Raw genomic sequence first — 12537 nt, 5'->3', positions numbered from 1 at the left:
AATATGCGGCGCCCCGCCCCTGCTTAGTGAGGGGAGAAATGAGGACGAACACTGTCCCTCCAGTAACGCAACGTATTTAAACGAAGAACGCTCCGTCCGTATCACTCGATACAGACGGAGCGTTCTATTTAAGAGATGAGTTACTCAGTAACGCCGAGGTTGCTCATGAGGAACGCGTAATCCCACGCAATCTCACGCCAACGCGTATACCGGCCGGAACCACCACCGTGACCGCCCGACATGTCAATCTTCAGCAGCGGCACCGGCGACGACGGGTCAATCTGCTCACGCAGCGCCGCAATCCACTTTGCGGGCTCCACGTAGAGCACGCGGGTGTCGTGCAGGCTCGTCACCGCAGCAATCGCCGGGTAGCGGACCGGGCGGATGTTCTCGTACGGGGTGTACGACTTCATGTAGGCGTACACTTCCGGGTCCTCAATCGGGTTGCCCCACTCTTCCCACTCCATCGCCGACAGCGGCAGCTCCGGGTCGAGGATGGTGGTCAGTGCGTCCACGAACGGTACGGCGGCCAGGCAGGCGGCGTACTTTTCGGGGGCGAGGTTCAGCACGGCGCCCATGAGCAGGCCGCCGGCGCTACCGCCGTAGCAGCCGATACGCGCCTCATCCGCCCAGGGTTTCGCCGCAATGTAGCTGGTGACGTCCACGAAGTCGGTGAAGGTGTTCTTCTTCGCGAGCTTCTTGCCGTTCTGGTACCAGGAGCGGCCCATCTCGCCGCCGCCGCGAATATGCGCGATGACGTAGATGACGCCGCGGTCCAGAATCGACAGCATCGGGATGGAGAACATCGGGTCCATGGACGACTCGTACGAGCCGTAACCGTACTGGATGACCGGGTGCGGCTTGCTCATGTCCAGGTCGGCGCGGTGAATCACCGAGATCGGGATGAGCGTACCGTCCGCCGCCGGTGCCCAGTCGCGGTAGGCGCGGTAGTCCTCACGGTTGTAGCCGCCGAGTACCGGGGTTTCGCGGCGCAGCAGCAGGGTCTGCGACATGGGGAAGTAGTCGTAGACGCGGCGCGGGGTCAGGTACGAGGTGTAGGCGATGCGCAGCACGGGGGAGTAGTTCTCCGCACGCAGCACGGAGGCGGTGTACAGTTCCTCGTCGAAGCCGGCAGGTTCCATGAAGGTCACACCGGCGGGGCGGCGGCGGCGCCACTGGATGGGCAGCTGCTCACGCGGTGCAAGGAAGATGCGGGTGGTCGTGTCCGCGCGGGCGGTAACAACCAGGTGCGTTGCGGTGAAGGTGAAGCCCTCCAGGCGCACGTGTTCGCTGTGGCGGATGACCGGCACCCAACGCTGCGCGTACTCTTCGAGGCTTTCGCCCTCGCGCGGCATATCTGCGAGGACCAGCTCGGAGTTCAACGCATTGTAGTCGTGCTGAATCAGCAGGTGCTGCTCGCCGGCAATGTTGAGCGGCTCGGCATAGTATTCGATGCCCGCGCTCTTGGGGATGAGCAGGGTCGGCTCGCCCTTGGGTTCGCGGGTGGGGATGAGGCGCACTTCCGTGTACTCGGAGTTGGAGCTGGTGATGACTACGGAGGAACGGTCGGAGCTCATGGCGGCGCCGAGCCACATGGTGTTGTCCGGTTCCTCGTAGATCAGGTGGTCTTCGGTGCCCTGCCCGACGTCGTGCACGTAGACACGCCAGGGGCGCCACGACTCGTCGGGCACGAGGTAGATGAGCTGTTCGGCGTGGTTGATGAAGAAGGAGCCCGCCGCAATGTTGGGGATGGTGTCTTCGAGGAAGGTGCCGGTTTCCATGTTGAGGAAGCGCTGCTCGTAGCGTTCGTCGCCCTTCTCGTCCACGGAGATGCTCAGCAGCTTGCCGTTACGTGCAGGCTGGAAGCTGCCGAGGGAGAAGAACTCCATGTCCTTTGCGTATTCGTTGCAGTCGAGAATGACGACTTCACCCTCTAGTACTTCGCCGGGGGTGACGGTCGGCGGGGTGTAGCGAACCACCTCATCGCCTTCGTGCAGGGCTGGGTAGCGGTAGAAGACGGGGTACTGGCCACCGGGCACCATACGGCTGTAGTACCACCAGTCACCGATACGGTTCGGGACGGTCAGATCCGACAGCAGGGTGCGGTCCTTGATTTCGTTGAAGATGGATTCGCGGAGGGGCTGCTGGTCTGCGGTGACAGCTTCGGTGTATTCGGCTTCTGCCTTGAGGTAGTTGAGGACCTCTTCGCTTTCCTTGTCGCGGAGCCATTCGTAGGGGTCGATGAAGACGTCGCCGTGGTGTTCGCGGCGGTGCTCGACCTTCTTCGGTACGGGCGGGGTGAGGTTCTGTTCAGCCATGCTGCCACCTCTTTCATTGAGTTATGGGTTTGTGAATGGTGTGTGCCGTCTGCGCCCGCGTTCCTGCGCCGCCGGGTGGCGGGGAGGATGCGCGGGGGAGTGTGGGCACGCCTAGTTCTAGTGTATCGAAGAGTGAGGCAGGCTACTATATTGCGGCATGTGCGGGGCTGCCCGGCTCAGCCTGTGGAAGCCCCGCGGTAGCCTCGCCGGGGCGTGCGCGTTTATCGGCTAGTTGGCGCGTCCCTTAATGGACATGAGCGTGCGGCGGCCCGCCTTGTTCGCCTTCGTGAAGGCGCGGTTACTCTGCCGGTACTCGCGCTCCTGAGAACGCAGGCGCAGGCGCGCGGATTCCGCCATCATCCTGCGGTAGCGTTCGAAGCGCTCGGGGTCGAGGGAACCGTCGGCGAGCGCCTGCTGCACCGCGCATCCGGGTTCGGAGCCGTGGGAGCAGTCGCTGTACCGGCAGGAGGAGGCGTAGCTGGAGACGTCGTCGAAGGTTTCGTCAATGGCAGCGCTATCGCTCGTGGCGGCGAGGGCTCGCACGCCCGGGGTGTCAATCAGCACTGTGCCAGCTGAGGATTCTGTGCCGGAGCCTTCTGCGCCGGATTCTCCAGCACCGAAGTATCCAGCACCGGGCAGAACAATCATTTGGCGGCTGGTGGTGGTGTGGCGCCCCTTGCCGTCGGTGCCGCGAACCGCGGAGGTCGCTTGCACCCGGTTTTCTGAGCTGGCCTCGCGGGGGTCGGCTCCGGGGTTGAGCAGGGCGTTGACCAGGGTTGATTTACCGGCACCGCTACGGCCCAGGAACGCGGCGGTGCGTCCGGCGACGAGCTCCGCCACTGGAGCGGGGTCGTAGCCGTTGTCCGTGCAGACGGCGAGCACCGCATCCACGCCGCCCGCGAGGGATTCCTCGTAGCCGGCGAGCTGTTCGGCCGTCACCAGGTCACCCTTGGTGAGAATCAGCGCGACCTGCACCCCGGAAGCGTGCGCCAGGGCGGTGTAGCGTTCAATGCGCCCGATGGACGGCTCGGGGAAGCACGGCTCAACGATGCAGAGCATATCCACGTTGGCGGCGACGGGCTGATCCGCGGATTCTCGGGTGGCGCTGGGGCGGGTGAGGTAGCTTCGCCGGGGCAGAATCGCGAGGGGCTTATGCTCTGCGGGCTGGGTTTCACCGCCGGTTCCGGGGATGGGCTGGGCGAGCACCCAGTCGCCCACGACGGGGTATTCCTCTTCGCCGTAGTCGTTCTCGACCGGACGCAGGGGAGCGGAGAGCTTCACGAGCTCGCCCCGCTCGCAGGTCAGCAGCTCGCAGCGGGTGCGGTGCACGGCGCTGACGCGGGCGAGGGTGAAATCATCAAGGGTGCCGTCGAGGGTGAACGCGGCGCGAATTGCTGAACCCTGCCAGGAGGGGTCGAAGCCGAGGGCCTCTAAGGTGTATGAAGCGGGAGTAACGGTCACAGGAATAGTCTTTCGTGGTTTCGGCGCCCGGATAGCGGGTGATTAAAAGGTTCGTTCTTTTTCAGGGTTCACCGTTTACAACAGTGAGGCGCGGGCGCCGGCACGGATGCGGCGGGCGGCGAGGAACGTAAGCCCCAACCCCGCCGCGGCGTGGAGTCCCGCCAGGGCTGTGTCCGCCGCCAGGAGCGCGAACAGATCCGGTGCGGCGCCGCTTGCAATACCGCCAGAGGTATCTAGAGCCTGCACCAGCCGGGATCCGGGAACCCACGAACATACCCACGCAAGCCACGCGGGGTAGGTGCTCACCGGAACGATCACACCCGCGCTGACCGGCAGAATAATGGACAGAAAATTGGACCCCGTGTACGGATCTGACAGGTACAGGCCCAGCCCGGCGGCAAAAATGCCCAGGCAGACCCCGCCCAGAACCGCAACCGGCATCAGCGCGATGGCGCCGAGCAGAAGCCCGGAACCCGCCCCGGTAGGGGGTGCCGTGAGGGAGAGCAACCACACGATGCCCACGTTGCTCAGGCCCGTTACGGATGCCAACAGCGCGGGCACCGCCGCCGCACCCAGCCAGTAGCCCGCATCCACCGGGCGTGCCGTGCACACGTACTCGAAGACGCCAATCCACCGGTCGGTGGCAACGCGCGCGACGATGCCGGCGGCCACCGAGCTGAGGGTGGCAATCAGGGCGGTCGCGCAGCCGATGCGTACCGTATCGTTCGCGGCGAGGTCGGCGCCCAAAAGCACCGTAAAAAGCACGTTAAGACCGGGTACGAGCACCAGGGTTGTGATGGCCGTTCCGAGGGTTGCGAAGGTAATAGAAGATGACCAGCCGATAGAGGCGGTAGACAGTGCCCGGCGCACCACGCCGGGCAGGGAATCAGTAGAGAGAACACGCACGCTACATCGCCCCCAGGGTGCCGCGACGACGGGCGGAGGCGAGAGCCTTCCGGGCAAAGAGGAAGGCGCACAACGCCCAAGCGAGGCTCACGGCGAGCGTCTGCGCAACGGGCAGGAGCGCATCCGCCGGGGTAGTGATGGTGGTACGCCCAAGTAGGAGATGAACCGGCGCCTGCAGGGGAATGAGCGTGCCTACAGCATCTAGCCAGGCGGGCGCTTCAATGGTCGTGAAGAGAACCCCGGAAAGAATAAAAACCGGCACGAGCAACAGCTCCTCGTAGGCGATAGCGTTCGGTGTGGCCACGAAGAACACCGCAATCATGAACGTTACCGACAGGCACGCAAGCCACAGCAGGGGAACGCCCAGAACGTAGCGCGGCCAGAGTGCTGAAAAGTCCGTGACCTGCGGGTTAAGCGTCACAAGAGCCCAGATGAGCCACGACAGGGGCAAAGCCGCCATACCCACAATGGATGCGCTCGAAACGATAGCCGCCAGCACCCGCACCGGAGAAATGGACCCGGAACACAGGTACACGAGAGTCCCACGGAAACGCTCAAAATTGATGATGCCCGCAGACACGATGCAGACCGACCACATGCCCACGATGCCCGCGCGGGTCCACGCGAGGGTCGGGTCAACGGAGTGACCCGCGGAGCTCTGCGCCGCCGCGTGCACGGCGAGTGCCTGGAGGATGACCGACCCGAGCACCGTGCTGATAAGCAGTTGAATAAAGTACGGGACCGTCAGGAACTGGCGCAGGCTAAATCCCATGAGCCGCAGCTGGCGGGCGCACTCCTGCCACAGGTCGTACCGTCGACCCTGCTGCTGGGACTCTTCCGAGCGTCGCGTCTTCACGTTCATCGCTTGAGCCCCTCCGCCATTGCCAGGTATGCCTCTTCCAAGGTTGCCGGGCGTGTGTACGGTTCGGTCCGTGCCCCAATGTTCGCGGTGGCAAGCCCCTCCGTGAGGATGCGGTGCGCCTCTCCCGCCTCGAACGTGGTGCGCTCGCCGTGCCAGTAGAGGGTGAGCTCCCAGCCGGAACCGCGCGGGGCGAAGAGCACCGCAGCCTTATCGCCGAGGAATCCGCGGAGCGTATCAAGCCCCTCGGTGGCGGTGGCCTCGACCTGTACCACGGTCGTGGCGGCAATGCCGGCGTGCGCGGCGATGTCTTCGAGGCTGCCGCTCACGGCGACGGAACCGGCGCCTAACACGGTGATGGCGTGCGCCAGGTCCTCGATTTCGCCGAGCAGGTGGCTCGTCAGCAGAACGGCGGCGCCGTCTTCCGCGAGGGAGCGGATGAGGGTTCGCACGGTCAGGGCGATATCGGGGTCGAGCCCGTTGGTCGGCTCGTCCAGCAGGAGCAGGGCGGGGGAGCCGAGCAGCGCGCGAGCGATGTGCAACCGCTGCTTCATGCCGCGGGAAAACTCCTGAAAGGGTCGCGCCGCCGCATCGGTGAGTTCCACGCGGGCTAGGGCGTGGTCCACCTCGCGCCGCCGGCTCCGCCCGGAAACCCCCGCAACATCGGCGAAGAAGAGCAGGTTGTCGCGGGCGCTGGCGCGCGGGTAGAAGCCGCTATCCCCGCCGAGTGCGAGACCCACGTGACGGCGCGCCCGCTGCGGGTGAGCGATGGCATCAACGCCATTCACGGTGAGGCTACCACCGGTAGGAGTGAGCAGGGTTGAGCACATCTGCACGGTCGTCGTTTTGCCCGCACCATTGGGGCCTAGGAGAGCGTGAATCTCGCCGGAGCTAACGCGAAGCGACACCCGGTCGACGGCGGTAAAAGCGTTTTCACCTTTGCCAAAGACGCGGCTGAGCTGCGCCGCATCAAGAACAAGAGACATGGTAGGTAACCTTCGGGTATGACCCTCTGGCCCCTGTACCGGAGGGATGCTGAGCAGGATAAACGGCGTAGTGAGCCGCGCCCTGCGCGAATGTATATGTAGTCAGTGTTGTAGTCTCAGTGTACCGAAAAGCGCGGATAAAAGTGATGGGGGTTACTGTATGTGGAAGGGGGTCCTCCAAACCCGGCTGCCCCACCCGGCATTGTCACCAACGTTTTGTTGCAGGCGGTTTTTTGTTACGGACGTTAAAAAACGTCATCTTTGCAATGAAATGTCTTAAAGTGCCGTCTACCCACAAAACCCTTGACCCCGCCCCGTGCCCTGTGACACCCTGAATACAGGTCAAGAGCGCCAGCGACAAGCCCCAGCTAGCTGGCCGGCAACCCTCCTCCGCGGTGGGGTGCCCTGGGTGAAGACCAGGCGGCACGCACAAGCGTGACGCAAGCGCGGGACCGATGTGACCGAAAACGGTACATCAATCGTGACAGGATTATTCGACGACGATTCCTGTACCGTCGGCATGCGGCCCCCTAAGAATCCCCATTAGGAGCCACGCATGAGCAACAACACTACCGTCCCGACTCCCGCCAACCCCGCAGGTTGGAAGTTCGAAACCCGCCAGATTCACGCAGGTCAGGCGCCGGATGCCGCAACGGGAGCTCGGGCACTACCCATCTACCAGACCACTTCCTTCGTCTTTGACAGCGCCGAGCAGGCAGCGAACCGTTTCGCCCTCGCCGAGCTGGGCCCCATCTACACTCGCCTCAACAACCCCACCCAGGAAGCTATCGAAAACCGCATCGCTTCCCTGGAAGGCGGCGTTGGTGCGCTGCTGCTGGCATCCGGTCAGGCAGCTATCACCTACGCAATCCTGAACATTGCCGGCGCCGGCGACCACGTGGTCGCATCGCCCTCCGTGTACGGCGGCACCTACAACCTGCTCAAGTACACCCTCGCCGACCTCGGTATCGAAACCACCTTCGTTGAGGACCCGGACGACCTGGATGCATGGCGCGCCGCAGTCCGCCCCAACACCAAGCTCTTCTACGGCGAGTCCGTGCCCAACCCCCGCAACGACGTGCTCGACATTGAGCCCATTGCCGCAATTGCGCACGAAAACGGCGTACCCCTGATCGTGGACAACACCGTGCCCACCCCCTACCTGCTGCGCCCCATCGAGCACGGCGCGGACGTGGTCGTCCACTCCGCCACCAAGTACCTGGGCGGCCACGGCACCTCCATCGGCGGTGTGATTGTTGACTCCGGTAACTTCGACTACGGTGCAGACCCCGAGAAGTTCCCCAAGTTCAACCAGCCCGCACCCGGCTACCACGGCCTGGTCTACGCACGCGACCTGGGTAAGGACTCCGCATTCGGTGCGAACCTCTCCTACATCCTGAAGGCACGCGTCTCCCTGCTGCGTGACACCGGCGCCGCAATCTCCCCGACCAACGCCTTCAACATCGGCATCGGTCTGGAGACCCTCTCCCTGCGTATCGAACGCCACATTGAGAACGCCACCAAGGTCGCCCACTGGCTCGAAGCAAACCCGCAGGTTGACAAGGTTATCTGGGCTGGCGTGGAATCCTCCCCCTGGTACGAGCGTGCACAGAAGTACCTGCCCAAGGGCCCCGGCGCGGTGCTCGGCTTCACCCTCAAGGGTGCAACCCTGGAGCAGACCCGCGACTTCGTGGACGCGCTGAAGCTGCACTCCAACGTGGCGAACATCGGTGACGTGCGCTCGCTCGTGATTCACCCCGCCTCCACCACCCACTCCCAGCTTTCCGCCGAGGAACTGGAGAAGATTGGCGTGTACCCGAACTTTGTGCGCCTGGCAGTCGGTATTGAGAACATCGACGATATTCTCGCCGACCTGCAGCTGGGCTTCGACACCCTCTCCTAAACGGTGATGCAACCCGCAGGTGGACCCGAAAGCTACGGTTTTTCGGTCCACCTGCGGATTCCCCGTTACGGAGCATGTTGTAACTGTGCGGCGTTGCTGCCGCCCAACCTGTTGCTTCTTCTACCCACAGACGAGTACCCCGCTCACACCCGGCACCACCTCGCCGACCAACCCAGTGAAGGGAACCCCATGACCACCCAGAGCACTAGCCAGTCCGGCACTACCAGCCAGCCTGTCACCGCACCCATCCCCGTGGCGGGCACCCGCACCGAGCACCCCGAAGCGCAAGGCTATCTGCGTCAGCTGAACATCGGCGACCTGGAGCTCGAGTCCGGCGTGACCCTGCCGCAGGTGACCATCGGTTACGAAACCTGGGGTACCCTCAACGAGACCGGCGATAACGCCATCCTGATCCTGCATGCGCTCACCGGTGACACGCATGTCTCCCGCGGCGTACCCACCCCCGACATGCCCGCCCCGCTGATTCGCGCTATCGAATCGGACGGCTGGTGGGAAGGCATCGTGGGCCCCGGCTCGGTCGTGGACACCAACCGCTACTTCGTGATTGCCCCCAATATTCTGGGTGGCTGCTACGGTTCTACCGGCCCGGCAAGCATCGTCCCCGAGGGCTACCCGGGCGCTGGTGAGCACTGGGGTTCCCGCTTCCCGCAGGTGAGCATTCGCGACTCCGTACGTGCGGAGGCGCGTCTGGCGCGTGCACTGGGCGTGACGAGCTTCCGCTACGTGATTGGTGGTTCCCTCGGTGGTGCTCGCGCCCTGGAGTGGGCGGCAACTAACCCCGAGCTGGTGCGCGGATGCGCGGTTATTGCCTCCGGTCCTTCGGCTACGGCGGAGCAGATTTCCTGGGCCCACACTCAGAACATTGCGATTCGTTCGGATGCGAACTTTGCCGGTGGCGACTACTATGCCGGTCCTGCACCGACTGCCGGTCTGGCTCTGGCGCGCCGTATCGCGCACACCACCTACCGCAGCCCCGCCGAACTGGAGCACCGCTTCGGCCGTGAGGAGAACCGCGGCGAAAACACTGTGGGCGGTTCGCTGGGTGAGCCGCGTGGCCGCTACGCCATCGAAAGCTACCTGGACCACCACGGCGCTAAGCTGGTTGAGCGTTTTGACGCGAACAGCTACCTGGCGGTCAATGAGGCACTGATTTCGCACGATGTGGCGCGTGGCCGCGGCACCCTGGCGCAGGCGCTGGCACACACCGATTGTGAGTGGACCATTGCGGCGGTGAACACGGACCGTCTGTTCTTCCCGCACGAGTCGCACCGCCTGGCGGAGGCGCTTCCCACCCCGGTGCCCGTGGACATTATCGAGTCGAACCACGGCCATGACGGCTTCTTGATTGAGGCGAAGCAGGTGGAGAAGATTCTGGCGCGCGCCCTCGGCGTTGAAGATGAATCCGCCACCCCAAGTGAGGCGCAGCGTGAGCGTGAGGCGTTGGATTCGATGACTCGCCTGTATGCTACGGCGACCCGCTAGAACCGCGAGTATTCACGGGGTGCTGACCCAAGCCCCTCTGATCGCTGTTTATACCACCTAAGTGCGGGTAAATTCCGGGTGGGCAGATAGTGTCTTCACAGGTTCTTCCGCCCGCCGAGAATTAACCTTCACCCTAAAGGTTAGATAAGGAGACGCCGGGTGCTCACATGATGTGAGCACCCGGCGTTTCTTTGCATCTTCTCGAAGAGTGTTATGCCAAGTCAGGGAATATTTTCCGGTTTTTCGGGTGTTTTGCGAAACCTCCGCGAGATATCGCGGAAGTAACCTCCTGTTGCACCGGAAGGTAAAGGTTCTCGGTTTGCTTTAGACCAGCTCTAACCCCATAGCATTAACGCTGTGGTAAGTATTCAAGAGGTAGCGGAGCAGTTGGGGGTGAGCACCCACGCCCTGCGATATTACGAAAAAGAGGGGCTCATTGCGGTGCCCCGTGATGCTCACGGAACCCGTATTTTTGATGAGGAGTCTATCTCCGCAGCACGGTTTATTGCTACCTGCCGTCAGGCCGGCATGAGTCTTGCCGACATTCGCACGATTTTGAGCAATCCGGACGACCACGCCCTATCCATTGATGTGATGGAGCGTGCCCGTCAGAAGATTGAGGATGAGATTGTGGGGTTGCAGCAGAACCTTGAGCACCTGGATCGCCGTATTCAGGAGCACCGCCGTCACCTCGACAGCACCCGCTAGGTAACTAGTCTTCTGCAGACGCGTATAAACGCCCGGTATTCCCAACGTTGGGAATACCGGGCGTATTTTTGTGCTCAGCTGGCATGCTCGGCTACTCAAGCTGAGTTACTAGGTATCTCCACTCCGGAGGCTTACCCCCAGGTAGCTTCCTGCGGGTCAATACCGTGTGCACGAGCATTCTCGTAGATGACATCCCGCAACCACTCCGCGAGCCCGGTCGCAAGCTTCTCGTAGTACGCCTTGAAGCGGGCATCCTCAACGTAACCGCGGGCTAGAATAGCGTGCTTAGCGGGGGTAACCTCAAAGAAGAACAGGGAGGCGCGGTGCCGCTCGGCGAGCGCATTCGCCTCCTCACTACCCGGCTGCACGCCGCGGTTGAACGCCTCGACGAGGGCCTGTTCTACCTCGTCAACCTGCTGTTTGCCGTTCTGCCAGTCGGCACGGTTCATCGTTGCAGTTCGGCGCTGGTATTCAGCCCAGTCGTCAGTTTTTCCGTAACGCTCCTGCGCTTCCTGCTGGTGGGCGAGGCTGAACCCCTCACCCATGATCTCTGCTTTTTCGGCGGCGCTGAGCTGCTCATTTTTAGGTGCCATGGTGTCCTCCAAAAGGTGTTCGATGGTTTCAAGCATGCGCCCGTACGCGGCGATTTTGCGTTGAAGCATATCCCGCTGAGCGAGCAGATGCTCGGTGCTGTTCGCCTGGTCATGCAGTATGTTGCGAATAGCGTCAAGGCTCATGCCGATGGCGCGGTATCCCATGATGACGGTGATTCGTTCAAGGTCTGTATCGGTGTAGTACCGGTACCCGTTGAACTCATCGTGCGCCGGGTTGAGCAAGCCTCGCTGCTCCCAGTGGTGAAGCGTGCGGACTGTTAGCCCGTGTAATGATGCCGCTTCTCCTACGGTGTATTCGTGTTGCCCGTCAGGTGGTGTTATGTTCGCGTCCATGGTTTCACTCTAAAACCTCACGTTAGGTGAGGGTCAAGCTAGCGGCGGAACCTGCGGTGCAGGTTTGCGGGGGAGTCCTCGCTAAGATGGGTGCATGAGCGAAAACAAATACGTCGTCGAATACACCCGCCCCGAGAACGAACGCGCAGGCACCCATCTGGTGCTCATGCTGCACGGCTACGGCTCCCAGGAGCACGATCTGCTGTCTCTGGCGGCGCACCTTCCGCAGGAGGGCTTCACCTACGCCTCCATGCGTGCACCGCAGCCGGTTGGCACCCAGTTCTCCGCGGACTCGACCGGCGCCTACATTGCCGCAGACGCTATCGGCTACCAGTGGTACCCGCTGAACCAGCAGCTCGAATCTGACCAGCGCGCCATTGAGCAGGCGAGCGACTACGTGCTGGAGTGGGTGCGCGAGAACCGTGAACCGTACGCTTCGGTGACCTTGCTGGGCTTCTCGCAGGGTATGGGTATCGCAACTTCGATGGTGCGTCACGCCCCCGGCGAGTTCGCCGCCGTAGTGGGACTGTCCGGCTACGCCGTGGACTCGGATTCGCCGTACTTCAAGGATGAGGAGCTGAAGAAGACCGAACTGCCGGTGTTCTTCGGCCGTGACCAGGAAGACCCCGTCATCCCGCAGGAGATGGTGAACTACACCTACGACTGGATCCGCAAATACACTGACGGCATTAAGGTTCTGTACGCCGGTGCGGGTCACGGCGTGAGCGCCATGGAGATTCGCCACGTGGGCGAGTTCCTGGAGGTGAAGGTGCAGGGTCAGGAGCCGCGTATTCGTGCGCAGAAGGTTGCGGAGGCGACCGGCGCCGCCGAAGGCTCTGACTCCTAAATCGACTATATGGAAAGCCCTCGGGTCATGACGACTCGGGGGCTTACGTGTAGTTCCGCTTGGAAAGGTGGTTATCGTCCTCGTTCCTACAGGGGACCC

The 12537-nt window shown here is 62.8% G+C and carries 10 protein-coding genes and 1 riboswitch; of the genes, 4 read left to right on the top strand and 6 right to left on the bottom strand.

Translation table 11 applies throughout. From position 1 onward, the window contains the following. Positions 1 to 140: 140 nt before the first annotated feature. From HMPREF2842_RS07765 to HMPREF2842_RS07745, 5 genes are all read right to left on the bottom strand, one after another. Entirely contained in the window at positions 141 to 2318 is a 2178-nt protein-coding gene (locus HMPREF2842_RS07765; protein ID WP_070643987.1) for a S9 family peptidase, read from the bottom strand. Positions 2319 to 2546: 228 nt separating this feature from the next. After that, the gene (gene rsgA, locus HMPREF2842_RS07760; RefSeq protein ID WP_070643975.1) at positions 2547 to 3779 is read right to left on the bottom strand and encodes a ribosome small subunit-dependent GTPase A; all 1233 of its coding nucleotides are present in this window, start codon (positions 3777 to 3779) and stop codon (positions 2547 to 2549) included. Positions 3780 to 3854: 75 nt separating this feature from the next. Next, positions 3855 to 4685: an ABC transporter gene (locus HMPREF2842_RS07755; RefSeq protein WP_070643971.1), complete on the bottom strand. Its 831-nt coding sequence runs from the start codon at positions 4683 to 4685 to the stop codon at positions 3855 to 3857. Between the two features lies 1 nt (position 4686). Further along, positions 4687 to 5547, bottom strand: coding sequence for an ABC transporter permease (locus HMPREF2842_RS07750; protein ID WP_070643968.1), 861 nt, complete (start codon positions 5545 to 5547; stop codon positions 4687 to 4689). Further along, on the bottom strand, positions 5544 to 6530 hold the full coding sequence (locus tag HMPREF2842_RS07745; protein WP_070643963.1) for an ABC transporter ATP-binding protein: 987 nt from the start codon (positions 6528 to 6530) through the stop codon (positions 5544 to 5546). The genes HMPREF2842_RS07750 and HMPREF2842_RS07745 overlap by 4 nt, the downstream gene beginning before the upstream one ends. Before the next feature lie 340 nt (positions 6531 to 6870). Further along, positions 6871 to 6983, top strand: a riboswitch (SAM riboswitch). Positions 6984 to 7086: 103 nt separating this feature from the next. On the opposite strand from HMPREF2842_RS07745, the gene HMPREF2842_RS07740 reads away from it, so the two are divergent. From HMPREF2842_RS07740 to HMPREF2842_RS07730, 3 genes are all read left to right on the top strand, one after another. Further along, a complete protein-coding gene (locus HMPREF2842_RS07740; RefSeq protein ID WP_070643958.1) occupies positions 7087 to 8433 on the top strand; it encodes a bifunctional o-acetylhomoserine/o-acetylserine sulfhydrylase in 1347 nt (448 codons plus the stop codon). 189 nt (positions 8434 to 8622) lie between these two features. After that, positions 8623 to 9936 (top strand): homoserine O-acetyltransferase MetX, encoded by a 1314-nt coding sequence (locus HMPREF2842_RS07735; protein WP_049355075.1) that lies wholly within the window; start codon positions 8623 to 8625, stop codon positions 9934 to 9936. 357 nt (positions 9937 to 10293) lie between these two features. Next, on the top strand, positions 10294 to 10644 hold the full coding sequence (locus tag HMPREF2842_RS07730; RefSeq protein ID WP_049355077.1) for a MerR family transcriptional regulator: 351 nt from the start codon (positions 10294 to 10296) through the stop codon (positions 10642 to 10644). A 131-nt stretch (positions 10645 to 10775) separates the two neighbouring features. On the opposite strand, the gene HMPREF2842_RS07725 is transcribed toward HMPREF2842_RS07730, so the two are convergent. Next, entirely contained in the window at positions 10776 to 11591 is an 816-nt protein-coding gene (locus tag HMPREF2842_RS07725) for a MerR family transcriptional regulator (protein WP_070643954.1), read from the bottom strand. A 94-nt stretch (positions 11592 to 11685) separates the two neighbouring features. Between HMPREF2842_RS07725 and HMPREF2842_RS07720 the strand changes: the two genes are divergently transcribed. Continuing rightward, on the top strand, positions 11686 to 12438 hold the full coding sequence (locus HMPREF2842_RS07720) for an alpha/beta hydrolase (RefSeq protein ID WP_070643949.1): 753 nt from the start codon (positions 11686 to 11688) through the stop codon (positions 12436 to 12438). Positions 12439 to 12537 lie beyond the last annotated feature (99 nt).

The sequence above is a fragment of the Rothia sp. HMSC069C10 genome, assembly GCF_001812205.1.
In the GTDB taxonomy this organism is placed as follows: Bacteria; Actinomycetota; Actinomycetes; order Actinomycetales; family Micrococcaceae; genus Rothia; species Rothia mucilaginosa.
Note: the sequence above shows the minus strand (reverse complement) of the source record. Positions and strands in the feature narration are given on the sequence as shown.